Annotated in this window: 22 protein-coding genes; 2 read left to right on the top strand and 20 right to left on the bottom strand. The window is 35.0% G+C overall.

The window, feature by feature from the left end; translation table 11 throughout:
- Nucleotides 1-163: 163 nt before the first annotated feature.
- The 5 genes from ACH0B5_RS00005 to ACH0B5_RS00025 form a co-directional block, all read right to left on the bottom strand.
- On the bottom strand, nucleotides 164-1,621 hold the full coding sequence (locus tag ACH0B5_RS00005; RefSeq protein WP_406927211.1) for an Msr family ABC-F type ribosomal protection protein: 1,458 nt from the start codon (nucleotides 1,619-1,621) through the stop codon (nucleotides 164-166).
- A 412-nt stretch (nucleotides 1,622-2,033) separates the two neighbouring features.
- Nucleotides 2,034-2,078: an erythromycin resistance leader peptide gene (locus ACH0B5_RS00010; protein WP_122972634.1), complete on the bottom strand. Its 45-nt coding sequence runs from the start codon at nucleotides 2,076-2,078 to the stop codon at nucleotides 2,034-2,036.
- 173 nt (nucleotides 2,079-2,251) lie between these two features.
- The gene (locus ACH0B5_RS00015; RefSeq protein WP_341362521.1) at nucleotides 2,252-4,240 is read right to left on the bottom strand and encodes an ABC1 kinase family protein; all 1,989 of its coding nucleotides are present in this window, start codon (nucleotides 4,238-4,240) and stop codon (nucleotides 2,252-2,254) included.
- A 30-nt stretch (nucleotides 4,241-4,270) separates the two neighbouring features.
- Nucleotides 4,271-4,720, bottom strand: a complete 450-nt coding sequence (locus tag ACH0B5_RS00020) for an SACOL1771 family peroxiredoxin (protein ID WP_341362522.1) — start codon at nucleotides 4,718-4,720, stop codon at nucleotides 4,271-4,273.
- A gap of 111 nt (nucleotides 4,721-4,831) precedes the next feature.
- Complete coding sequence (locus ACH0B5_RS00025; RefSeq protein WP_158599711.1) at nucleotides 4,832-5,599, bottom strand: metallophosphoesterase family protein; 768 nt, start codon at nucleotides 5,597-5,599, stop codon at nucleotides 4,832-4,834.
- 427 nt (nucleotides 5,600-6,026) lie between these two features.
- On the opposite strand from ACH0B5_RS00025, the gene ACH0B5_RS00030 reads away from it, so the two are divergent.
- Entirely contained in the window at nucleotides 6,027-6,227 is a 201-nt protein-coding gene (locus tag ACH0B5_RS00030; RefSeq protein ID WP_118876281.1) for a cold-shock protein, read from the top strand.
- 46 nt (nucleotides 6,228-6,273) lie between these two features.
- Here ACH0B5_RS00030 and ACH0B5_RS00035 read toward each other — a convergent pair whose 3' ends face one another.
- The 4 genes from ACH0B5_RS00035 to ACH0B5_RS00050 form a co-directional block, all read right to left on the bottom strand.
- Complete coding sequence (locus ACH0B5_RS00035) at nucleotides 6,274-7,857, bottom strand: putative bifunctional diguanylate cyclase/phosphodiesterase (protein ID WP_406927212.1); 1,584 nt, start codon at nucleotides 7,855-7,857, stop codon at nucleotides 6,274-6,276.
- 140 nt (nucleotides 7,858-7,997) lie between these two features.
- The gene (locus tag ACH0B5_RS00040; RefSeq protein WP_406927213.1) at nucleotides 7,998-8,879 is read right to left on the bottom strand and encodes a helix-turn-helix domain-containing protein; all 882 of its coding nucleotides are present in this window, start codon (nucleotides 8,877-8,879) and stop codon (nucleotides 7,998-8,000) included.
- A gap of 548 nt (nucleotides 8,880-9,427) precedes the next feature.
- Entirely contained in the window at nucleotides 9,428-11,047 is a 1,620-nt protein-coding gene (locus tag ACH0B5_RS00045) for a flavin-containing monooxygenase (RefSeq protein WP_406927214.1), read from the bottom strand.
- Nucleotides 11,048-11,061: 14 nt separating this feature from the next.
- The gene (locus tag ACH0B5_RS00050) at nucleotides 11,062-12,000 is read right to left on the bottom strand and encodes an alpha/beta hydrolase (protein WP_122972624.1); all 939 of its coding nucleotides are present in this window, start codon (nucleotides 11,998-12,000) and stop codon (nucleotides 11,062-11,064) included.
- 189 nt (nucleotides 12,001-12,189) lie between these two features.
- On the opposite strand from ACH0B5_RS00050, the gene ACH0B5_RS00055 reads away from it, so the two are divergent.
- Complete coding sequence (locus ACH0B5_RS00055) at nucleotides 12,190-12,879, top strand: response regulator transcription factor (RefSeq protein ID WP_122972623.1); 690 nt, start codon at nucleotides 12,190-12,192, stop codon at nucleotides 12,877-12,879.
- A 42-nt stretch (nucleotides 12,880-12,921) separates the two neighbouring features.
- Here ACH0B5_RS00055 and ACH0B5_RS00060 read toward each other — a convergent pair whose 3' ends face one another.
- The 11 genes from ACH0B5_RS00060 to kduD all read right to left on the bottom strand — a co-directional run bounded on the left by ACH0B5_RS00060 (nucleotide 12,922) and on the right by kduD (nucleotide 24,348).
- Nucleotides 12,922-13,866, bottom strand: a complete 945-nt coding sequence (locus ACH0B5_RS00060) for an ABC transporter permease (protein ID WP_406927215.1) — start codon at nucleotides 13,864-13,866, stop codon at nucleotides 12,922-12,924.
- Nucleotides 13,866-14,810, bottom strand: coding sequence for an ABC transporter ATP-binding protein (locus ACH0B5_RS00065; RefSeq protein ID WP_406927216.1), 945 nt, complete (start codon nucleotides 14,808-14,810; stop codon nucleotides 13,866-13,868). Before ACH0B5_RS00065 ends, ACH0B5_RS00060 begins: the two co-directional genes overlap by 1 nt.
- Nucleotides 14,811-15,157: 347 nt before the next feature.
- The gene (locus ACH0B5_RS00070; RefSeq protein WP_122972620.1) at nucleotides 15,158-15,649 is read right to left on the bottom strand and encodes a hypothetical protein; all 492 of its coding nucleotides are present in this window, start codon (nucleotides 15,647-15,649) and stop codon (nucleotides 15,158-15,160) included.
- A 58-nt stretch (nucleotides 15,650-15,707) separates the two neighbouring features.
- Nucleotides 15,708-16,073 (bottom strand): Na-translocating system protein MpsC family protein, encoded by a 366-nt coding sequence (locus ACH0B5_RS00075; protein WP_122972619.1) that lies wholly within the window; start codon nucleotides 16,071-16,073, stop codon nucleotides 15,708-15,710.
- Between the two features lie 100 nt (nucleotides 16,074-16,173).
- Nucleotides 16,174-18,786 (bottom strand): DUF2309 domain-containing protein, encoded by a 2,613-nt coding sequence (locus ACH0B5_RS00080; protein WP_122972618.1) that lies wholly within the window; start codon nucleotides 18,784-18,786, stop codon nucleotides 16,174-16,176.
- Between the two features lie 2 nt (nucleotides 18,787-18,788).
- On the bottom strand, nucleotides 18,789-20,315 hold the full coding sequence (locus tag ACH0B5_RS00085; RefSeq protein ID WP_122972617.1) for an NADH dehydrogenase subunit 5: 1,527 nt from the start codon (nucleotides 20,313-20,315) through the stop codon (nucleotides 18,789-18,791).
- 434 nt (nucleotides 20,316-20,749) lie between these two features.
- Entirely contained in the window at nucleotides 20,750-21,244 is a 495-nt protein-coding gene (locus tag ACH0B5_RS00090) for a YkvA family protein (RefSeq protein WP_122972616.1), read from the bottom strand.
- A gap of 136 nt (nucleotides 21,245-21,380) precedes the next feature.
- The gene (locus ACH0B5_RS00095) at nucleotides 21,381-21,857 is read right to left on the bottom strand and encodes a DUF7878 domain-containing protein (protein ID WP_122972615.1); all 477 of its coding nucleotides are present in this window, start codon (nucleotides 21,855-21,857) and stop codon (nucleotides 21,381-21,383) included.
- Nucleotides 21,858-21,978: 121 nt separating this feature from the next.
- Entirely contained in the window at nucleotides 21,979-22,599 is a 621-nt protein-coding gene (locus ACH0B5_RS00100; RefSeq protein WP_158599708.1) for a bifunctional 4-hydroxy-2-oxoglutarate aldolase/2-dehydro-3-deoxy-phosphogluconate aldolase, read from the bottom strand.
- A gap of 10 nt (nucleotides 22,600-22,609) precedes the next feature.
- A complete protein-coding gene (locus ACH0B5_RS00105; protein ID WP_122972633.1) occupies nucleotides 22,610-23,557 on the bottom strand; it encodes a sugar kinase in 948 nt (315 codons plus the stop codon).
- 26 nt (nucleotides 23,558-23,583) lie between these two features.
- Nucleotides 23,584-24,348: a 2-dehydro-3-deoxy-D-gluconate 5-dehydrogenase KduD gene (kduD, locus tag ACH0B5_RS00110; protein ID WP_122972613.1), complete on the bottom strand. Its 765-nt coding sequence runs from the start codon at nucleotides 24,346-24,348 to the stop codon at nucleotides 23,584-23,586.
- Between the last annotated feature and the right edge of the window lie 50 nt (nucleotides 24,349-24,398).

Consider the following 24,398-nt stretch of genomic DNA (forward strand, 5'->3'; position numbering starts at 1 on the left):
TTTTGCCTCCAGCTTCCTTCAGATTCCGCGTCGCCACGGACACCCTTGCTCTTAGCTAACCTCTACTTCAGTCTTCGGGGTTCGGGACTTGCACCCTATAGTTCATAAGCATGCCGGGCGCACATTAAAAAGAAGCAGAGATAAAATCTCTACTTCTTTCCTATTAGTCTTTCAATTTTAGCTGAAGATCTTCAATAACATATACTTGTTCAGCTACCCGTTCAATAAATGTACGATCATGGGAAACGAGTATAATCGTCCCTTCATAAGCGTTTATAAAGTTTTCTAATGCTTCAATTGCTTGAATATCTAGAAAGTTGGTCGGTTCGTCTAACAATAAAATATTATACTCTCCTAAAAATAATTGGCATAGTTTCAAACGAATTGCTTCGCCACCACTTAATGACTTAACATTTTTCTGAAGATCTGTGCCGCCAAACTGCATGGAATGTAAAACACTACGCAAAAGTCCTTCATCGTAACCCGAACTGTTTTTTACCATTTCCCAAACGGTTTCATCCATTATAAATTGATAGCTCAATTGATGAAAATATCCAATTCTCGCTTTTGGAGAAATGGTTAATTCAGAAGCCTTGTTTGCAATTTGTGAAAGCAACGTACTTTTCCCACTATCATTACTACCCGTAATCGCGACTGTCTTACCAAGAGGTAGCTGGAAACTGGTTTCATTTAGTAATACTTTATCCTTAACTTGAAGCGTAAAACGATCAGCCATAATTGGAAACTTATTATGCAACTCTATCGCTTTTGACTGCCGAAAAACGATTGGTCTATTTTCTTTAACCGCTTCCACTTCTTGTAGTTTCTCCATTCGTTGTTCGATAGCCTTTGCTGCTCGCTGAATTGATTTTTGACTTGTACCTTTCGATTTGGTCATAAAGGACTTATTTGGCTTAGCTTTTGCTTCTTTTTTCGACAGGCGACCAGCTTGCGCAACCTTTTCTGCTTTTTTCATTTTTTCTTGCGCAGCTTTTTCAAGACGCCCCTTTTCTTTTATAAACTGTTCATGGGCTTGCCTTTGCAGTTGCTGTTCTACCTTTTTTTGTGCCAAGTATTCACTATAATTCCCCGAATATACATGAACTTCCCCTTCTTCAATTTCCCAAATGGTTGTCACTAGTTCATCTAAAACAGCCCGATCATGACTAATTAAAACGAGAGCCCCATAGTAATACTTCAATTCATCAAGTAAAAAGGAAATACCTTCTTGATCTAAGTGGGTTGTTGGTTCATCAATGAGTAACGCTTCATAATAGTGGGTAAACAATTGGGCCAGTTTCAATCGGGTTTGCTCCCCACCACTTAACTGATGGGAATCTTTTGGAACACCTAACTTTCCAAGTAACGCCACGTCCGCTTCAATGGTTGATGGGGCTTCCAGTTGTTCAAAGTATCCACTCTCTATATGACGGTGAATTTTACCTTTTGCTGGTTGGACGATACCTGCTAATAATTTTAGTAAAGTGCTTTTCCCTGCACCATTTTTACCGACAATTCCGATTCGGTCAAATTGATGTATCGCTAATCTTTCTATCTTTAAAATTTCTTTATCTAAAAAAGTTACTTCTACTTGTTGTAATTCAAAACAAATTTGTTCCATCTTTGCTACCTCCGAAAAATAGTTTTTTCGTATCGATAGCTAGAATCGATACGAGCTTCAATGCCAAGCTCGTATCAATAAAATAATAAAAATTGCATTGTCCTTCCTCCAACTCATTTAATATGTTAGTAAACAACAAAAAACACAGGCGGCATGCCTGTGTTTTAGAGTAAAGGGAAACCATCTTCCATTAATGTAGAAATTTCTCGATTATAACTAATGAAAAAAGGTAGAAAAATCTACCTTTCTAATTAATCATATGAACTACTTTTAAAGTAGTTATGAAAATACATCGCTCATTTCCTCACGAGACTAAAATCAACAGTCTTTTATGAGATGAAGATTATTAAAAAAGGACAGACTTATCCCATCTACTCTGTATACACAAAACAGAGCCTTTGAACATATTCAATTATTTGTTCAAAGATAGGTAACGAAGTCTCATTGAATGGGTCATTTTTTAATAATCCTCCTTAACAGCTAAATACAGTGTTAATTATAGAATAGCCTTTTTAATACAGTCAAGATAAAGTGATGTATCCTCTACGATTAACTTACCAATCAAATCAAAAAGCTTCTCCAGATGTAAATGGAGAAGCCTTACAGTAAAAAGTAGTTCATCATTAATTATTATTCCATCCGTTTCATATCTCGAATAGCTTGTATTGATAATCGAACAAGTAAAACAGCACATAGGAACAAACCTAAATATGATGCGGTATTTAAATAAATGGCATATGCTGAATGGATGAATTGGGAAATGGCTAACAACGCAACCGAAATAACACCAAAAGTAATCCCGACTAAAAGTAAGACAAACTTCGAAAACAAATGGGTAATAAATTTGGCATTATTTTTATCTGAGAAGATATCGTGATGCAATATTACCTTTCCATCTTCAACCTTTTTAAACAATTGGTCGACCCGTCGAGGAATCTTCCTTAAATTCGGTATAATTAAAGCTAACTCTTCTTCCAAACGGTCCTTAGTTGCCCTCGGTTCTTTAAACGGTTTTTTCAACGCTAGTTTTAAATAACTACTTGAAAACAATTTCGCTTCTTCAAACATATTGAAATTGCGATCAATAATTCTTAACGTTCCATCTAATGTAACAATCACTCGTAACGCCACACTAACTGATGGGTAAAATTGTAGTCCGAAATCTCGAATCACTGTAAAAATTGAATAAATAATTTCATCTGTTCGAATCCGTTCAACATAAGAGATTTTTAAAATAATTTGACTGATGGCTTGCTCTAACTCAAGTCGGTCTACTTCCCTCGTATTTTTCACTAATAGGGAGATTCCATCATATAAAATCGAAGCATCATTTTGTTGAATCCCAATAAAAAATAGTTTCAACCCTTCTTGTTGAGCAGCTGACAGGCGGCAAACAGCACCGAAGTCTAATAAAGTAATTTCCCCAGTATTTAAATCGTAATGAATATTACCTGGATGGGGATCTGCGTGAAAAATCCCCGAAACTAAAGCTTGTTCTAAATAAGAGAAAAGTAAAGTTTCCGCTATTTCATGACGATTGTCGATATCGTATTGGGCAAGATTTCCTAAGCTAACGCCCGTTGCCAATCCCATTATTAAAATATTTTCATTACTATATTCTTCATATACCTTTGGAATCTTTACTTTTAAATCACTCTTTTTCATTACATTGTGGATTTGGATCATATTACGAGCTTCTATTTTAAAATCGATTTCTTCCCGTAATGAAGAAACAAATCCTTCTGCTAAGTCTCTAAAACCAAGGTTTTCCGCCCATTGGGATTTACTTGTGACCCAATTGGCAAATTCCATTAAAATGCTTAAATCTTCTCGCATAATTTCCTTTACTTCAGGACGTAACAATTTCACGACAACTTCTTCATTTGTTTTCCGTAAAATCGCTCTATGGACTTGCCCTATAGACGCAGCAGCAATCGGCTTCATATTAAAATAGGAAAATACTTCATTTATTTCACCGCGCAAATTTTGCTGCAATGTTTCTTTTACTTGATTTTCAGAAAGCTGTGTTACATTATCTTGTAATTTCTCCAGTTCTTCTATAAAAATCGGGGATAGGAATTCCTTACGTGTCGAAAGCACTTGTCCGAACTTAATAAAAATACCGCCACATTGTTCAAGGGTATCCCTTAAGGCGATAGCTAATTCCCGATCTGAATCTCGATTTCTAGCATATTTCATTGTTCTTGTAATGCCATTTTTTACAGCAATACTTAAAACGGTTCGTAATCTTTTTTGATGACGCCAATAGCCGATAATTCTTTTAATAATAAATTTTTTCCCAACATTTCTACCATTACTATCATTTAATGCAATCGGATCAAATAATTCAAAGAATAAGTAAATAAGCATCGAAATAAGGAGCATACTACCGATCCACAATAAAGTAGAAACATTCATCACACTTTTAATTGTATATAAAGAATGTTCTGCTCCTCTTAAGTACGTATACCAAAAGATAAAAGTTGTAAAAGAGACACTAATGAAAACAGAAAAGAGTCGCTTAAAAATATTCACATTAGAACCAATTAATCGCCCACTAACAAAAAAGATGAAAATGGATACGAATAATATTTGAACGATTGGTATTATAAAGCTCATTCCCCTCACCCGCTTTCTTTAGGATATAAGTTACAAAGACTTTATAGAACAATCCACCTGCACTTCTACATTGCCTCTTAGCGCTCTACTAATCATACAGTTTTCTTCCGCTTTCATAGCCAATCGATTAGCTAACCGCACATTACTTTCATTGGCCTCATGAAGGAATATTTCAATATGATGAATAATTCTTTTATATGTAAATATATTATTTTCCACTTGTACAACACCATCTGATTGAAGGGATAATCTTGCTTTTATATCCGACCGTTCTAACATCGCTGCAAGGGAAATCATATAACAACCTGCTGCGGCACTTAATAATAATTCATCGGGATTTGTTCCAATTCCAGGACCATCCATTTCTTTTGGAATTGATATCGTCGTTTTTAAATTTTCACAGGCAATCTCACCTGTATCATTTCTTCCTCCATCCCATCCTGTTTGGAGCTTAAAAACATGTTCAACTGCATTTGACATAAATTTCCCACCTCTCTAGTTTTAACTATACCACCCATTTAACAATGATAAGAAGTAAAAACCCACCAAAATGTAAGAAAGAGGATCCACATAAAGTGAATCCTCCATGTATTAAATTTCAATTGTGGTCGTTGTTAAATCTGAAGTTAACCCAACAGAATGAATCGTTAATTGGGTAGAACCTTTTGTAAAAATAACACCATGGAGCTTTCCTCGTTCATAGATAGCTCCCCCACCATCTATACCAATCTTTTTTTGACAAGATGAAACCCAAACGTTACTTGATTTGTCTTCATTTAATAATACGGTTGGTGTGTGTCCAAATACAACAATTTCCTTTGCTAAATGGGGAACATTGAAAAACTCTTCCCTAATCCAATAAAAGTCATCCTTTTTCGACTCACGAAAATTTTCTACATTAGCCGATATTCCTGCATGAACGAAAAGATAGGGATCCCATAAATAAAATCTTCTTAAATTTTTCATAAACTCGATTATTTCTTTATTTTCTTTTTGAATCTTCGCCGTAATTTCCTTTACTGAAAAATGATCAGAAACGATTGAGAAAGTTGGGGCATCATAAAAACTTTGAACGGTAGCAGCTCCACCAACCTTTGGATTAAAATAAAATTCCGAAAGGTCGTCAGGTTTTTCTAACCAATTTAAAAAGAGCTGTTCGTGATTCCCACTTAAAGCAACCGCATCATAGTCTTCTACTAGCTGCATTACTTTTTTAATCACTTTCACACTATCTGGACCACGATCAATATAATCTCCTAAAAATACTAATTGTTCCTCATTTGGATTCCATTTGTCTAACAATTTTTCCAAAAGATTATAACAACCATGTATATCTCCTATAGCAAAAACTTTCTCCAATGCACACACCCCATTTAAAAAACAAGCTTTTTAATATTGATACGTATGATTTGATTATACTTTTATAACTTTTCAAGTTCTTTATTCTTACTATATCATATTCAATTCGCAAATTTTTTATATCTATAAATATTAGAGCGTTTTCTTTATTTTAAGCCAATTTTTCCTTGTTAACTAAGCCTTTTAAAAGAAATAGTAGATGGCTTTTAATCGTTATGAAAAAGAATAAAAAATTTTTTTATTTTAAGTAGACATTTTAAAAATTACCAGGTATAATAAAGAGAATAATTATATTGCTTCATATCTAATGAATTCACATGTTACAAAAAGTAATCGTGAACGTTCGGTACTTTTTGTAATGTGTGAATTTTTTTATAGTATTTTGAAGTAATTGGTTATTGATTAAATTTTTTGGAGGTCTTTTAAAATGACACAAGGTACAGTAAAATGGTTTAACTCAGAAAAAGGTTTTGGATTTATCGAAGTTGAAGGTGGAAACGACGTATTCGTACACTTCTCTGCTATCCAAGGCGACGGCTTCAAAACTTTAGAAGAAGGTCAAAAAGTTGAATTCTCAGTTGAAGAAGGAAACCGTGGACCACAAGCTTCTAACGTAGTAAAACTTTAATTTACTATTTAAAGGGCAATCTCAAATTGAGATTGCCCTTTTTTCATTAGTTAAATATTTGTTTAATGTATCCATAATACTCGGATTGGGTAGAACAACAAAATTCCCGTTGAATACTTTTGCAATTTTCTACGATGGTATCGAAAGTATTTGGTTTGCTTATTAAATACCCTTGAACTGCATCACATTCACTATTTACTAAATAGTTAAATTGCTCCATCGTCTCTACACCTTCAGCAACAACATTCAATTTAAAATGTTTGGCCAGTGAAATGATTAAATCAATTAATGGTTTATGATTTTCTTCATTCATATTTTTAACAAACTCCCGATCAATTTTTAAACAATCGATTGGTAAGTCCTTTAAAAAAGAAAGGGACGAGTAGCCTTTACCGAAATCGTCTAACGCAATGGTTACGCCAATCCCTTTCAATTCATGTAAAATCGGCGTTAAAAATTTCGTATTCATCGTCATACTTTCAGTAATTTCTAGCTGGAGACATTCCGGTGAAAGTTTGGTTTCGTGTAATATCGTTTCAACAACTTGTACAAAATTTTCATGGAAAAGTTGTCGTAAAGATAAATTTACAGCAACTGTTACTGGTTGTTGAATAACTTCCTGCAATTCCTTTGTTTGTCGACAGGCTGTTTCTAATACCCATTTTCCAATAGGAACAATTAAACCCGAATCCTCAGCAATTGGAATGAATTCTGAAGGTGGAATTAACCCCTTTTGTGGATGCTTCCAACGTACTAGGGCCTCCATCGCGATGGAATGCTTTGATTTCAACTTCAGTTGTGGTTGATATTGAAGAAATAATTCATTGTTTTGTAATGCTTTATATAAATCATTTTCTAACATTAATTGCTCTTCACGAACAGTTAACATAGAAGGTTGGAAGAAAGTAAATTGTTCGGGAGATTTACTCGCTTCATATAAGGCAAATTGAGCATATTTAATGATATTTTCTTCTGTTTGTGCATCTTTTGGATAATAGGCAATTCCAATATTCACTGTTATGTTTAATGAAAAATGTTGGATACAAAATGGCTTCTCCATCATTTCAATAATCTGTTTACATAAGTTTTGAATGACCTCTTCATCATTATTATCCTCGATTAAAATTAAAAATTGATCTTCCCTTAACCTTCCAAATAGATAACTCGGAAAATACGTATGTAATCTATCAGCAATCATTTGAACAATCCGATTTGTATAAAAGGAACCTAACGAAGTTTTAATCGTGGTTAAACGATCAATTTTCATTACTAATACCGCTTTGCTAGAAGTATCATCAGCTAAGTTTTCCTTAATTTTCTCTAGTAAATAACGTTCATTGGGTAATTTCGTAATTTCATCGTAGTAAGCCATGAAATGTTTTTCTTTTTCTGAATCATTCAACTTTTGTTCAGTATCCTGCAAGCTTTTCACTGCTCCGTCATAAACACTTTTGAACTTAGCAGCTAAATAAAGTTGGGCAATAATAATAAGAGAAAGAATAATACCATAAACACTAGTAACTTCATTTAAAATTATTAAAAAACTAATTAAAGTGATAATGATCACATTAGTTATTAAATAGACAGAGTTATTTTTATACAAGAAAAAAAAACTATCATTAACGTTCATCATTATCCCCCCATTTTAAATCAAAATGACTATCCATAAATAAACATTTATAGGTATTTTGAAATGATGAAATTTCATTTAATTAGTTTTAATTTAATACTATAAATTAGGGGGATAAACTTTTTGTACACTATTTTATACTAATTTGCAGGGTTGTTTGCCTCAACCTTTTTCAACAATTGATTTAATTCATTTTTATATTTCTCATAAATTTTATCATGGCCTAATGCTTGAAAAACTGTGAAGGCACGGTTACATTTTTCTATACCTTCAGAAACATTATTGTCTACTATGTCAATCATACCTTCATAAAACAATGTCAATGTTTGTTCAAAAAACTCTGTGTTCTCAGTAAAATAACTTTTATTCTTCTCTAAAATAAGTTTAGAATATTGATATTCTTCATGTTTTATACTTAATTCTAGCAAATTAAAAAATAAGAAACTAAGTACTTTGCTATCCATATTTAAATCTTTATATTTATCCGCTCGGTATAATAGTCTTTTTGTCATTAAAAACGCTGTTGAAGGAGTAAATAAGAACATAAAGTTGTTTAGTAAAACCAATTCATGATAACACCATTCATCTATACTTAATAAATAATCTGCTATTTCATCAATATGTTCTTTATTAATTTTTTCTCGTTCAAAATTATGTTCTATAGCATCACAAAGTATATATAAATGTTTTAAAAATAAATCCCCTGTATCCTCATATTTCTTTTTAACTTCAAATTTAATTTTTTCAATTTCATCAAGTTTTCCTGCATAGAACAATTTTAAAACATAGTTAAATTCGTTCATTTTAGTAGACTTTTTATAGTCATTTTTTATATAGAAAAATTCATTATAAGTCACATTACAATATTCCAATATTTCAGTCAGTTTGTCAGATGATATACTATTCTTTCCCGACTCAATTCTTGCAATATATGGACGTGTCATACCGATTGCATCTGCCAAAGCTTGCTGTGTAATGTTTTTGTTTTTTCTGATGTATCTGATAACTTGACCGATCTCCATATTAGCCTTCCTCCTATTATAGATTTTATTATGTATAATATAGTTTACACTTTTATAGTACTTTTTTCTTTCTAGTACAATTTAATTATATTAAATAATTAAAGAAAGGATTGAGTAAATTGAAAAAGAAGTATTCTACAATCTTTAAAATGTTGTTTGTCGCTACAGCTTTAATTATTTCTACTGAACCAACTATTCAACCTTTTTGGTGGCTTGCAGGATACTAATTTAGTTTAGTAACCTAAAACGAAAAATCTTTAGTTATTTTAAAAATCTATGGAATCTCTTTAAAATCGTAAATTCTGCCTATTCTATTAATTCAGTTTTGTAATTGTTCTCCTCCTTTTATTAGGAGGATTTTTTTTATGGCGCGATAACATCTACCAATTATTATATCTTTTTTCCATCCTTTATATTAACTAATAAAACCGTTTAAATTATATTTGGATTCGCCAATAGAGAAAGGATACCGTTTAAAAGTCATTTCTTTTAAAAGGTATCCTTCCATTTTTCATTATCCACTTAATAATACAAGGGGCGCTTATCGGTTACAAAACGTTCGATTGTAACTTTTCAAAAGTACACCCTTCATAATCATTAGCAGCTACTTGATCACAAATAGCTTTATAGTTATTCAGACCTCCTACATAAATAACAAAGCCCCGCTGTTCGCCATCGATGTTCGCCCCAGTATACCAAGAATTTGTATAAGGATATAATGTTTGATTTGCAAGGTCATCACATTGTTTAGCCCATTCGAGTTCGGACTCTTTTTGGGCTTCAATCGTTTGAATTCCCTTTTCCTCTAAATATTCAATACACTGGTCAACCCAATCGACATGCTGCTCAATAGCTGCTGGCATATTCGTCAAAACGGAAGGACTTTGTGGACCTGTTATCATAAAGAGGTTCGGGAAACTTTCCATCATTAAACCTAAATATGTTTTAACATTTCGTCCATCTTCCCATTTTTCTTGAATCGTTTTGCCATTGCGCCCTTCAATATCGATTTTTAGCAATGAACCTGTCATTGCCTCATAGCCCGTCGCATAAATTATGACATCACATTCCACCGTACCGTTCTTTAACTGAACACCATTTTCCACAATTCGTTCGATTGGATTATCCTTTAACGATACGAGATGGACATGGTCTTCATTAAAGATTTCATAGAAGTTCGTACCAATGATTAAACGCTTTGTCGTTATATAATAATTTGGATGGAGTAATTGGGCTGTATCACGATCCTCTACAATTTCATCAATTTTATCACGTACAAATTGAGAAACGACAAAGTTTGCTTCTTTATTTGCAGAAACATCTGTAAAAACTGAGCCAAGGGAAAGACCGCCCGTTTCCCAAATATGTTCTAATTTTTCTTTTTGTTCTTTAGCGGAAAATGCTGTTGCTGATTTCCCGGTTGTATATAAACGTATTCCACCAGGAGTATTGAAGAACGCTTCTCGAATGTCCTTATAATTGTTGATCGCTTGTTCTTGTTCCTCCTTACTTAATGGATGGTTACGAGCTTCTGCAACATAATGGGGAGTTCGCATTAACAAAGTCATTTCTTTTGCTTCCTTCGCCACTTCTTGCATCGTTTGTACACCACTGGATCCATTACCAATCACAACTACACGTTTTCCTGTAAAATCAACCTTATCATGGGGCCATCGACCTGTATGATATTGTTCACCTTTGAAACTTTCAGAACCTTCAAAAGGTGGAATATTTGTTGTAGATAAACAACCGACACCACTAATCAAATATTTCGCTTCAAAGATTTCACCCTGATCCGTTGAAATTTCCCATTGCTTTGCTTCTTCTTGGAATTTTGCCTTCGTTACCCTCGTTTTTAACTGAATATCCGGTCGGAGATTTAGTTCATCTGCGACGAAATTTAAATACTGTAATATTTCTGGTTGAGAAGCATATCGATCTTTCCAACGCCATTTTTTATATAACTCTTCAGAAAATGTAAAACTATAATAAATCGAATCAGAATCACATTTTGCACCAGGATAACGACTCCAATACCAAACTCCGCCTACTCCATCTGCTGCCTCTAGTACTCTTGCTGATAAGCCTCTTTCCCTCAACTTATGCAGCATATATAATCCAGCAAAACCAGCTCCAATAATAATGGCATCATATTGTTTTACATTCATAAAATCCCCCCTATTTATTTGACGTTCGTAGGAATTGTCGTTAAAAATTGTGCAATCGCATCCACTGTTGCTTTTGTTTCTTCCGCAAACACAGCCATGTTGCTGAAAAATCCATGAATACTTCCATCAATTTGAATATATTTTACTTCCACACCAGCTTGTTGCAATTTTTCGCTATATTGTTTCCCTTCATCCAATAACACATCATTTTCCGCAGCAATTATCACCGCTGGCGGTAAAGCGCTTACATCTTCAAGCAATAAAGGAGAAACGTAATGATTTTTATACTCTTCTTCATTATTGACATAATACTCGCCAAACCAAATCATCAAATCTTTATCTAATCCGTAACCATTCGCAAACTTGTCGTAAGAAGAAGTTGTAAAATCTAAGTTTGTAACAGGATATATCAATGCTTGCGCTTCAATAGCTGGACCATTTTTTTCTTCACTTAAAATCGTCATAACTGTTGCTAAATTTCCGCCGGCAGAATCGCCCCCCACAACAATTTGGTCGGCAATACCATTTAACTCAGCTGCATGCTCATGTACCCAACAAAGGGCTGTGTAACTATCTTCTACTGGAACAGGGAATCGATATTCAGGTGCTAATCGATAATCAACCGATACGACAACCCGTTGCGTTTTTTCAGCTAATAAACGGCAACCTGCATCTGATGTGTCTAAATTTCCAATTACCCAGCCACCGCCATGGTAATATACAAAAAGCGGGAATGGTCCTTCTCCTTCAGGTGTGTAAATACGAACGGTAATCTCGCCACCATCAACGGAAATTTGACGATCCTCCACCTTTCCAACCGATGGTACTTCAACCCCTTCAGGCGCAGGTGCTAAACTCATCATTTCACGTACTTGTTCTGCAGATAATGTTTGGAATTTTGGACCGCTATAAAACCCTTCTAAATACAGCTTTGCATTGTTTGTTAATCCCATTTCAACAACATCCCTTTCTTACATAATATTTGCAGACGTATTGTATGCATATTTATCGTAACAAAGGTTCTTTTTTCAGAATATTCCTACTTTTAGTTGTCCCTATTATTCTATTTAGTATAAAATGATGACAACAATAGTACTTTTTAGAGGGATAAAAGCATATAAATTTATGAAGGGGTGATAGAGTTGCAGATAACTTCTTGGTCCATTAAAGAACAATTAAAAAGGGGAAGCCAATTACAAACACAGGAAGAACAAATATGTCATCTACTGTTAACGTTAGAACAATTACTTGACAGTGAAAAACTGTCCTTCTTTCGGTACAGTCCAGTCGGTTATGTTGGCGAAGGAATAGCCGAGCTTGAAAAGGGACAATTCCACTCATTAACACATATTCGAGATGATATTCGTTCGCTACCTATCATTAAAAAAGCTGTCGATAATCATAAACCTGTCTATTATACAGGTCAAGATATCATTACTCTTATCTCTAGTCGCTATCAACGGGCAGTTCCGCTAAAAGGTTTATTAGTCGTTCCTATCGTTGTGAACTTTATGACCATTGCCTACATTTGTTGCGAATATATTGAAAGCGCTTACGAAATAGAAGCGTCCCTTATCGAACAACTGGCACTCTTTGGAAATCTAGCTGGTGAAATGCTTATACAATCTCAAACGATTACCCATCCAAAACTAAGCCCTAGGGAAAATGAAATTTTAAGGGCACTCGCCAACGGATTTTCGACAAAAGAACTAACAAATATCCTTTGTTTAAGTGAATCAACCATTAAGCAATATATTAAATCTGCCCTTATAAAACTCGGTGCGAAAAACCGAGCCCATGCTGTATCGTTATTCCTAGCTCAAAAATTATAAGCCCCAATTCGTTAAATGAATTGAGGCCTTCTTTTTACTTATTTAAATACTAATATCCCTTTTTTGGAAGAAGGTAAATGTAAGTGCCATAAAGATAATATAGTATACTGCTAAAATGAGTAATGACATTGGCAATGTCACATCTTGAAGGATGTTATCCTCCAATGCATAAACCGTTAAATCTAAGTGAGGGAAAATTAATAATTTCGCCCACGCAAACTTTTCTGCGATTAATACAATGATACCGCCAAGTGTAGACGATAGGAACAAAACAAATATACCAATCCCTACTGCCAATGCTTGACTTTTAAAGATTGTCGACAACATGAAGGCAATGGATACAATTATTAATAAGCTTGGTAAGTAATACAACACTTTTAATAAAAACTGATCTCCAACAACAGCTAATTTATAGCCTTCCAATGTTGTCTCAAAGAATTTCGCGTTAAAATCTCCTGCTCCAAATAAAACCAACCCAACGATATAGCCGAAAATAATAAGGGCTACTAGTAATGAAAAGGAATAGATTAGCGTTGCAATATATTTTGAGAGAAGAATTTCCCATCGGCGATGTGGTCGAATTAATAATTGTTTAATTGTTCCATCGGCAAATTCAGAAGACACAACGGCACTTCCTACAATAACGGAGAACAATGTAATCAACATCGTCATTCCAATTACTGTCCCATTCATAAAATGCCAACTACTATAAGCATTAGGGTCAATGTTTTCATCCAGATAGCTTTGATTTTGCTGTATTAAATCCATCGTCCATTCATCATCAGGATTTTCTTTCAATATTTGTTGATATTCATTTATTTCAGCTTGGACATCCTCACGCCAATTAGGATCACTTGGGCCTAAATCAAATACTTTTTGTTGAATGACTCCAACTGCAATGACAGCTAAAAATAAAATAATGATATAAATCCAACTAGCCTTCTTTGCGAAAATTTTCGTTAACTCATTTTTAATTAGCGAGATCATTATTTTTTACCTCCCTGTTCACCCTTACTAGTTAATGCTAAGAAACGATCTTCAAGGGTAGTCGTTATTGGATGAATACTATATACTTTAATGCCATTGTTCACTAACAATAGATTCACATCGGCAGTTGTTTCTTTGTCTACTTTTATGGAGAATTGTTGTCCCTCTTCAACTTCAACTTTCCAATCATTTGTTAGTTGATGCTCTTTTAACAGTTCAAAGGCTTTATTTACATCATCCACTTCAAATTGAACCGTTGGCACGAATTGTTCTTGATTCGCTAATTGATTAATAGAAGAAACATGGATAAGTTTCCCCTTTTCAATAATGGCAAAACGATCACACATTAACTCCATTTCCGATAATAAATGGGAAGAAACAATTACGGAAATTCCTTGTTTCGTAAGTGACCGTAAATAGTCTCTAAATTCTCTTATTCCTTGTGGGTCAAGTCCGTTTGTCGGTTCATCTAGGATAAGTAAGGAAGGATTATGTAATAAGGCTTGTGCCACTCCTAAACGTTGGCGCATACCTAGCGAGTATGTTTTTACTTTTTGATGAACAGCATTCTCTAAACCAACTAATTTAACAACTTCTTTAATACGTTCTTCCGTTACTTCACGCGTTGCCATATTGGCGTAATGCTTTAAGTTTTTATAACCGCTCATATATTTATAAAATTCTGGGTTCTCAACAATGGCCCCCATTTCACTCATCGATTCTTTAAATTGTTCATCGATATTATAACCATTTACAAATACTTCGCCCTTTGTCCGACCGATTAAACTAACAATCATACGGATTATCGTCGTTTTCCCTGCTCCGTTCGGGCCAAGTAAACCGAAAATTTCACCCTTCTCTACTTCAAAACTTACATCATCAACGATGACCTTATTTTTCACTTTTTTTGTTAAAGAACGTACTTCTAACGCCTTTTTCGTCATTACCTCTCCCTCTTTCTTCCATGAAAGTTTGTATAATATCCTTCCACCTTCATTTACGTCATAATTTGGAAAAAGTTTCATTTTATTTATTTAATATATAAAACACGTCGGAAAAAGTTGGTGAGGAATGAATTTAAAAAACAAATTAGATTTAAAAGGAGAGGAAGAGAAAATTAGTTGTATTATCGAAAAGGAGATTTATATTTGGAGTTTTTTTAACATAGTGATTCATAAGTAAATATCGTAAGATTCCATTTAATCTATTTAGAATTCATTAGGGATATTGGTTTAAAGAATAGATCTTCTTCAATATCCCATACCACTTGAATTCTGTTAAATTTTCTATCTTACTGATAATTTTTTTCTTTTCCCATTACCTTATTGTTCTCATCGAGTAATAGTTCAGTCATTTGTACATCTGACGGCAATAAAGGGTGTTGACGTATGACTTTTAACATATTTTCAGTGCTAGAATTCCCTTCTAACCAATCCAATACATTGGCTTCAGGAAATTCAGGCTTACAATAGTTAAATAAATAATTTAAAGTTTGGATTTTTTCTTGTAAGTCCTTTTTTTGATTTTCCTCCAGAACGAGGGACGATAAACTTTTTTGTCTATTTTTTTCTTTAGAGGTTACTATAACGATTTTTCCAATATTATGTTGATATACGGTAAGAATAATACTACGCATACTGTTATCAAAAGGCGAGATCACGGGACTACATTCCAAAACAATATTATTTTCTAAATCTATATATTGGTTTTGTTTTATGAAATCTTCCATGTGAACTTCCGTATCAATGATATAGAGTATTTTTTTCTTTTCGTCCATATTCATGAAACACCCACCCCATTATCCATTTAGATTTTCCTTCAAATCCACTTCAACTGATCCATTATTCGAATTGGCTTTGTAAATCGTCCGAAAGCTTAAAAATCATAATCCGTTCCCCTGTTTGTGTACTTATGTCTGTATGGAAACTTACGACTTCTTGACCTGTTAACGTTAAGATAATTTCTTTTAATTCTTCAACACCGGACTCCACTAAATTATTTCGATTCGTTTTGACAGATAGTAAACCGTCTTTATCTTGACATACAGAGTATTCAGCAGGAGTTAATATTCCCTTTAATACAACGATGACCATATCACGTACAATATCTGATTTAACCGAAACGGATCCTCTGCCAAGATAGCTTTTTTCCCAGTGGGTTAACGCTTTACTAATTTCCGCTTCAACATTACCTTTTGTTTTTTCCATCATAACTCCCCCTCATTTCCACCAAACACAATTACAAATTCAACTATATAAACGTTTCTATTCTTTTTTTGTATAGCCTTTTCAGCTTCAATTGAAGTCTCTATGTCCAACTCTCCCAATATCCTTCTGAATCAATGGATGCTAAGCGAATCCATCCATTTTTCACTTTTTGATGAAAGGCTTGATTTTTATCGAGTATTCGTTGCACATATTCCGTCGGTGCTTCAATTACTACAAGCAATCTTAAAGGCTCATGATAAATCTCTTGATCTGATTGCATCACCGATTGCCATGGAAGTCCACTCAAAAGGTCACTTGCGTTTCCTTGCATGACTCCAATTCCAGCAGTCACTGTTTGAGTCGTTTTATTTCCACTTCCATAATAATGCGGTGCAACGGTGGAAGCATAATATTGCAAATTAATCCATTGGGCTACTGTTACTGGCCCAGCTATTATATTTTCTAGTATTGAACCGTTGTTATCCTTGCGCCAGTCATAATTATGGAGAAAGGCTCTACCATCTAAATGACAATCCTTTGTCAGTTCCCGATTACCGATGATAAACGTTGCATTTCGAGCTAATCCCCATTCTGGTCGAACTTCACTCCAGTCTTCTCCTAACCGTTGAGCATGAGCTTTAGGATTTTTACGATTCCCTTCAATTCCCGGTAATTTTAACAGTCTTTCAGCAACTGCTTGCTCACTTACTTTCGACAATTTATTTTGTATAAAATCAAATGCTTCCTTCGCTTCACTTGAAAGATTAGGTACGTAAATCCACTGTAATTCATCGCTTGTTGTCAGATGCTCAGCAGCTGCAAAAACAGTGTCATGGGGAATAGAAATTCCTTCTTCACCAAGCGCTTTTCTTACTTCTGGCATATTACATAAAGTTGCCAATACCCGGGCATTGAAACCACTAGAGGCTCCTCCACATGCACCACAATCCAATGCCGAAGCATATGGGTTGTTCGTACTATGACTTCCATGTCCACAAATGACGACAAGGGGAGCGAAATGTTCAGTTAACCCCATCATGCGCAAGGCTTGCCGCGCATAAAAAACTCGCTCTTCTTTAGAAAAACCAATAGGCAACTCATCTTTGTTCGTTTGTTCTTGTTGCAGTGTAAGTTCTGTAGATGGTTTACGAAGCCAGTTTTTCCGAAGTTTACGGATTAGCATACCTGTACTTCTTGGGAAAAAGCTACGGGCAATCGTTTGTAAACTATACCAAGGACCTGTAATTTCCGGTAACAACAAGCTGGAAGGTAAGCTTTGTTTCATCGTTTTAAAGGAATAATTTAATAAGTTTACGGATTGTTGGCGTTCTTGATAATTTTTCAACTCCATTGCCGATGCCGTTTCATTCACTTTAAATTGTGGTTTAAACAAAATCGGTAAGGATGGGTGACTATGTTTTTGACCAAGTTCACAAGTTTCTATCGGTAATCCGAAAAAACCTGCCGTTCCAAAAGTTTCAAATGGCCCTGCTTCTTCAAGTTTACGGCGAAAAGGTTCTGAACGCACATCAATACAAAAGGCAAATTGGGCCATTGGTGCCTTGTCTTGTTCTAATGATGCCCGGGAGCCAATCGTTTTCTTTAATTGAACTTCGTAAGTTTGTTCCCATGCTTCTAGCAAAATTCGATTTCGAACGATTTGATCAAATCGATGGGCGAGCGTTAATCTAGCTTCTACTTCTTCAAAAGTTAATGATAACCATGAATTGGTTGGCATGTTCCCCCATTTTGCCCATGCAACAACTAATAAGCGGAAAAGCTCTTCCTCATCTTCTTCTAACTGCGGCAAAGGAAGATAACCTTTAATGAAGGCGTACTCTAAACTTAATCGGACTGCTAAATATTCCGTTACTAAATTTTCTTCCTTGTTGGATTGTTGTGATCGCCAAAGCATCATTCCAGCCCAGCCAGGTAAAGCGAGTAAGTGGGCTTCTAAATACTGTTGAACTTCTAAGTAAGGAATTTGTAAACCTAATAAGGCTGCCATTAATGCTTGGTCTGCTTGCATTGGCAATTCTTTTAGTTCCTTCCGTACAGTACGGTTTATAGCTGGATCGTTAGAAACTAGCTGCCTCCATGCCTCATAAAAACCCTTTTCCCGATTTGGCATAGACCAAGCGGCTTGTGACTCATCCAAATATAATTTACTCCACTTAATCATTTGTCCATTGAGAAGTTGATTCAGTTGCTTTCCATTCATCCTTTCCAAACGCTCACTATACGTTTGTACGTTAGTTTTTTTCGGAAAACTTAACTGATATTGGCTTATCTCCTTTACTACACTCTCCAAATCTGTTGATGATAAAGATTCAAATGAAGTCTCATTTTGTAAAAGAGCTACCTGACAAAATTGAAATGCTACATCACGGGGCAGATTCAGTGACTGTAAATCAAGCCATTGTTGCAGTTTTAATTCTACAAACTCTTGTTTAATATTCCCCTTTTTCCATGCTGACTTTAACACAGCATCACTAGGATAAATGTCTACATTGCTTGTTTCTTTCAGTCGACGTGCGACTTGCTCAAAGGGTTGGTCCTCTAGACTTGCCCAAGGGTTACGTGCCGCAAAATTTGTTATTGGACCGAGGGGCACAATCACTTTACTAGCTGATTCCACTAAATCATGAATATGAAAATCAAGAGTACTTCCATTTCCTTCAATATTGAGTTCTTTGACAACTGTCGTATTCAATGTCACTTCCCTCCTTGAGAAAGTATTTGTTTTAAATAACTTGGATGACTTTCAATCCCCTCTTCATGGGGCTCTCCTAATCGGACAAGCCAAAGATATATCATTGTATATAATTTAGATAAGCGATTTCGTGTAAGCCATAGCCCAATAATACTTACTAACAACAAAATAAAAATGATTAAAATAGCACCAATCGTAGACGTTTGTACTTTTGGCATCGTTTCATATAAAGCATTATGTAAGAGATGGTGGATATAAAAATAAATAATACCTCCTCCTACAAACACAAAAAGACCAAAAATACGCCCTACTTTTCCTAAACCAAAGGCTACAAGTTGTACCCAAGCTAAAAATACACACCACCCTAACATAAAGGCGCTAACTAACTGATAACCTTCTTCTGGAGAAGTGAGCCAATATCCGATTCCTACTAGAAGGGCCAATATGCTTCCTGTAAAAATCCATTTAAAGGGCAACGTTTTTTTCGTATAAACGGTAGACTGGCTATGATCTAATACCGAACCAGCTTGAAGAAACAGGGTAGATTTGAATAAACCATGTAACACCGCATGAATTATGGCAGCGACATAAGCGCCTAACGCACACTGGATAAGCATAAAGCCCATTTGTGCAATAGTAGAACCGACAAGCTGTCGTTTGTAATCTACTTGGACTAACATAATGCCAGTTCCTATTAACACTGAAATGCTAGAAAAAGCAAATAAAAGTATTTGTACGGAACTTCCGGCAAAAAGAGGAGCAAAAAGAGTCAAAATAATTCCACCTGCATTAACAATTCCCGCATGCATTACTGCTGAAATTGGCGTTGGCGCTACGACCGAGTCCAACAACCAACGTTGGAAAGGCCATTGTGCAGCGGGAATAACGACAGCCACGACGAATAGTAAACTAATGCTCGTTTGCTCCCACGAATCAAGCTGGGCCATACTGCTAGCAGTAAGTACATCCGTCAATTGCCAATGATTCGTTACTTCCGTTAACCATACAATGGCTAACGTTAATAAGCCCCAACTAAGGGCAAACAAACAACCACAAATTTTTGCAGCATTTCTTGCCACTTGCCACTCTTTTTTTAATCCAATGAGCAATGTTAATCCGAACAATGTAGCCCCCCAACAAACTAATAACAAACGTAGATCATTACTAAGCCAAGCAACCGAGTCTGCAATCGTAGTCAATGTTAATAGCGTAAAATATTTTCGATAAGCTTTATCGCCATTTAAGTAATGAATACAATACCGTTGTACAATTAAGCTAATCGTCAGCACAAAAAACGCTAACAACCAAGATAAAGAATCAAAATGCAATGGGCCCATGATAATTCCCCCATCATTTGATATAAGGGCCATCAAGGCAATAATAGGCGGTAAAGCAATGAGACCTATATGAATGCGAATAAAAGAAAGGGGCGTATTTGGATTTAAAAAAATGATAGAGCTTAATGCAGCAATGGCAAGCACAATTAAAAATACGATTGGAAACAAACTAGCGTCTAATGAGAAAAACATCTAAACTTCCTCCACTAAACAAAATGGTTTGTAAACAAATAACCTTTCAAAAATGTGTATCCATAGCTTCATAAAAAATCCTTCCCCTCTGCAAATCCTAATTTAAAAAATAAAAAAACCGACAATTTTTAAAGCTAATGGATGGAAAAACCATTAACCTTAGAAAATTGTCGGTTTACTTTTAACTACCTTTTCGGTCTTTAAATAGTCTACCTTATATATACTTTCCTTGTTTTTTATTTTCCTTTTTTAAATAGCCAATCTAATGGATTAACGATTTACTAAAGGTCTAAAAAACAGCTTATAATTATTTATGATTTTAAATTGTATTATTTGGTAAGTGTTCTGTCAAGTTTTCTATATTTATATGCAATTGTTTCTCATAAATATTAGTCAAAATGGCATTGACTTTCACCAGTAGTACAAAGATGCCTCTATACTAATTTACCATCTATATCACTAGTATCTACACCATCGCCAAACCAATTTTTCAGTTTCTCTTTTGCTTGATTTTTTACGTCATCATCAATATACATGGAGACTTGCCATAAAGCTGCAAGAAGCGCCCCTAAATCGTCTGTATATCCTACTCCCGCTGCCAAATCCGGAATTAAATCCAAAGGTAAAATAAAGTACCCTAATGCTCCAATAATGATCGCCTTATTTTTCTTCGGTACCTCTTCCTTTTGTAATACATAATACAGGAGCAATACTACATATACAGCGGTTGAACCAGCTTTTTTCGAATATTTTTTTATTTTGTTCCACAATCCGTCTTCCGAATAATGTTTACTATTGTTTCGAATCGTTTCTTCATCGATTATTTCTGCTTTCCCCTTTAAATCTTCTATTTCTTCCTTACTTAATTCCATTTCGATTACTTCAGGTTGTTCATCTACCCTTTTTTTCTTTTTCAATTTTTCAAACATAAATATCCCCCTAAGCAACGATAATAATTTAATTATATTGTACTTTCCTTCATAACGGAAATGTTGGAAAAGAAAAAGTTAAAAAATGGTCCTAGGTTATCGAAACATTGGAGTTTGTTTATGTACTATTCCGCATTTACTTTATACAGGGTAAGGGGATATGTTTTATAAACTCTTTTAAATCAATTTGATAAAATTGTTCAATGTCTTTTCTTAATCTTCCCTCTAAAGCTATAAATTCTTGGACAGCCTTATCTAAATCAAAAACATTACTAACTTCCCATTGTGCCCAAATAGATTTAATCCGCGCTTTATTAGAAAATGGGATGAGGGAAATAAGGGCACCATCCTCATACTCATCATATTCAATCGTATAGTAATGGAATTCTTTTATATTTTCCTTCGTTAATGTTTCTTTCCATTTAAAAAGTGCTTTATAAAACTCAAGTATAGCTAGCTCTGCTTCGAAATAAATTGCATCGTTTATTTTAATTGTAAACAAGGCTTCTACTGTTAAAATAACAGAAACATCCCTTCGATCCTTATTCGAAATTGCCCCTTTCCCACTAATAAATTCGTAATGAAATGATATTCTATTCGAACTATTTTCCATAACTACCACCTAATGTTTTTTGCTTTACTTATCCACTTTACTACTATTATATAAAAATATAAAAAGTCCTTCTTTGAACAACCTTGATATGCTCAGAAGGACTTTTTTAACTCTATTAATACTAAACTTGTAAACTTCTATTCCACGCAATTGCTTCGTTCGTAATAGCTTCCCAATTTTTTGAAAGAAGCCAGTCTTTTTTTATTAAATCACTTCCTGCACCGACAATTTGAGCTCCTGCTTCAATATAAGATCTAGCTGTTTGAAGATTTATACCACCAGTCGTCATAATCCCAATATGAGGTAATGGACCTCTGACGTTTTTAATAAACTTCTGTCCTAATGTTTCAGCAGGGAATAACTTAATCATCTTTGCACCTGCACTATAAGCAGTCTGCATTTCCGAAGGAGTGAAAACACCTGGAATGACAGGTATGTTTTCACTTATGCACATATTCACCACATCGATGTTCAATGAGGGAGAAACGATAAACTCTGCCCCTGCCTGAATTGCCCTTTCACAATCCTCTACTGTTAAAACAGTACCAGCACCAACGAGTAAATTTCCATCGTTTCGTTCCTTCACTTCCTGTATCATTTCCGTTGCCTTTTCAGAATCTAATGTAATTTCAACAGCTTTAATTCCCCCATCTTTTAACGCTTTCACTAAGTCATGACAAAGAGGGTACGGTATTTTTCGCAAAACAGGTATTAACTGAATCCCTTGTAATTTACTATACATGCCCATCTTCCTAACGTTCTATATTTTCTCGTGTTCCTAAAAACACTTCCACATCTTCTAAATATGGCAATCCTTCATTGTCGCCTTCTACTTGCACGACCATCGCCCCTACAGCATTTGCTAACTGAATAGACTTTTCGACTGACCAATGTTGAATCATGCCATATAAAAAGGCTGCATCAAAGCCGTCGCCAGCTCCTACTGTATCGACTACTTTTTTCACTTTATATCCAGGTACATGAATCAACCGATCATTATCTAGGTAGGCTGCCCCTGCTTCCCCATCTTTTACGACGATATGCTTCATATCATATTGATGTAGGGCCCGAATCATCTCTTCTTCCTTTGTCGTATCGAATAAAATTTCTAATTCCTCTCGACCTGTTAATAAATAGTCAACATATGGCAAGTAAGTTAGCAGCGTTTCCCGTGCTGTTTCCTTCGACCAAAGTTTTAATCGTATATTCGGATCGAAGGATACTTTTACACCATTTTGTTTTGCTATTTTCACGGCTTCCAAAATGACTTGGCGATTTTGTTTTAATATAGCTGGAAAAACTCCCGTTACATGTAAAATTTTCGCCCTTTTAATATAATGAGTTGGTAACTCTTCTACAGTTAATGTTTCCGTTGGTGATTTATGTCGGTAGTAAAATGTTTTACTGTCACCTGACGCATGTACTTCTTTAAAGTTTAATGATGTTGGATAGTTATCGATAAGTTTTACTTCTGAAACATCAATTCCTTCACCACGCACTGTATTGATAATATGTCTTCCAAATTCATCTTTCCCTAAGCGGCTAATCCAACCTGCTTTCAATCCTAAACGGGCACATCCAATGAGGACATTTAATTCCGCTCCGCCGATTTTACGCTTAAATTCATTTACATAGCGTAATGGACCCTTTTCAGATGGATCAAATGTGATCATGCCGTCTCCAATTGTAATAATATCCATATTCATAACCCTCACTAAAACTAGATTTAACGGCCCATCCATCCTCCATCTACAACTAAAACATGACCTGACACGTAATCGGATGCACGGGATGCTAAAAATACTGCTGCTCCCGCCAAATCATCAGCTTGACCCCAACGTCCTGCAGGTATTCGTTCTAAAATCGATTGATTTCGAACTTCATCATTGCGAAGTGCCTCTGTATTGTTTGTTGAAATATACCCCGGTGCAATGGCATTCACTTGTACACCTTGGGATGCCCATTCGTTTGCTAAAGCTTTCGTTAAACCTGCTATCGCATGTTTACTTGCTGTATAACTTGGCACATTAATGCCACCTTGGAACGATAGTAATGAAGCGATATTAATAATTTTTCCTGATTTCTTTTCAATCATTTGATTTCCAATTGTTTGACAGAGAGTAAATACCGAATTAATATTCACATCCATTACACGGTTCCATTCATTTACGTTATGGGCTGCCGCCGGTTCACGATAAATGACCCCTGCATTATTGACTAAAATATCAATCGAATATTTCTCTAAGATTGGTTGAAGATTCGCTTTTAAATTTTCAACATCACTAAGATCAATTAAGAACGTTTCATACGTCCCTTGTAATTCAGCAATTTTATTTTGCGTTTCCTGCATGTTATCTTGGTGTCCAACAAGTATTAAATGGGCACCAGCTGCTGCTAATCCAACGGAAATCGCTTGGCCAATCCCTGTACGTGCTCCTGTCACTAATGCCGTTTTACCTTTTAATGAAAAAAAGTCTAATTGAAAGCTCATCTATCTCTCTCCTTTTCCATCTACTGTTTTAGAGTTAAATTAAAAGAAAT

Origin of the sequence: Ureibacillus sp. 179-F W5.1 NHS, from assembly GCF_045369345.1 — a bacterium.
In the GTDB taxonomy this organism is placed as follows: Bacteria; Bacillota; Bacilli; order Bacillales_A; family Planococcaceae; genus Ureibacillus; species Ureibacillus halotolerans.

Coding starts and splice junctions, on each gene's coding strand:
- ACH0B5_RS00005 (WP_406927211.1), bottom strand. CDS start 1,621: ATGGAACAAATTTGTTTTGAATTACAACAAGTAGAAGTAACTTTTTTA.
- ACH0B5_RS00015 (WP_341362521.1), bottom strand. CDS start 4,240: ATGAGCTTTATAATACCAATCGTTCAAATATTATTCGTATCCATTTTC.
- ACH0B5_RS00020 (WP_341362522.1), bottom strand. CDS start 4,720: ATGTCAAATGCAGTTGAACATGTTTTTAAGCTCCAAACAGGATGGGAT.
- ACH0B5_RS00030 (WP_118876281.1), top strand. CDS start 6,027: ATGACACAAGGTACAGTAAAATGGTTTAACTCAGAAAAAGGTTTTGGA.
- ACH0B5_RS00035 (WP_406927212.1), bottom strand. CDS start 7,857: ATGAACGTTAATGATAGTTTTTTTTTCTTGTATAAAAATAACTCTGTC.
- ACH0B5_RS00040 (WP_406927213.1), bottom strand. CDS start 8,879: ATGGAGATCGGTCAAGTTATCAGATACATCAGAAAAAACAAAAACATT.
- ACH0B5_RS00045 (WP_406927214.1), bottom strand. CDS start 11,047: ATGAATGTAAAACAATATGATGCCATTATTATTGGAGCTGGTTTTGCT.
- ACH0B5_RS00050 (WP_122972624.1), bottom strand. CDS start 12,000: ATGGGATTAACAAACAATGCAAAGCTGTATTTAGAAGGGTTTTATAGC.
- ACH0B5_RS00060 (WP_406927215.1), bottom strand. CDS start 13,866: ATGATCTCGCTAATTAAAAATGAGTTAACGAAAATTTTCGCAAAGAAG.
- ACH0B5_RS00065 (WP_406927216.1), bottom strand. CDS start 14,810: ATGACGAAAAAGGCGTTAGAAGTACGTTCTTTAACAAAAAAAGTGAAA.
- ACH0B5_RS00070 (WP_122972620.1), bottom strand. CDS start 15,649: ATGAATATGGACGAAAAGAAAAAAATACTCTATATCATTGATACGGAA.
- ACH0B5_RS00075 (WP_122972619.1), bottom strand. CDS start 16,073: ATGGAAAAAACAAAAGGTAATGTTGAAGCGGAAATTAGTAAAGCGTTA.
- ACH0B5_RS00085 (WP_122972617.1), bottom strand. CDS start 20,315: ATGTTTTTCTCATTAGACGCTAGTTTGTTTCCAATCGTATTTTTAATT.
- ACH0B5_RS00090 (WP_122972616.1), bottom strand. CDS start 21,244: ATGTTTGAAAAATTGAAAAAGAAAAAAAGGGTAGATGAACAACCTGAA.
- ACH0B5_RS00095 (WP_122972615.1), bottom strand. CDS start 21,857: ATGGAAAATAGTTCGAATAGAATATCATTTCATTACGAATTTATTAGT.
- ACH0B5_RS00100 (WP_158599708.1), bottom strand. CDS start 22,599: ATGTATAGTAAATTACAAGGGATTCAGTTAATACCTGTTTTGCGAAAA.
- ACH0B5_RS00105 (WP_122972633.1), bottom strand. CDS start 23,557: ATGGATATTATTACAATTGGAGACGGCATGATCACATTTGATCCATCT.
- kduD (WP_122972613.1), bottom strand. CDS start 24,348: ATGAGCTTTCAATTAGACTTTTTTTCATTAAAAGGTAAAACGGCATTA.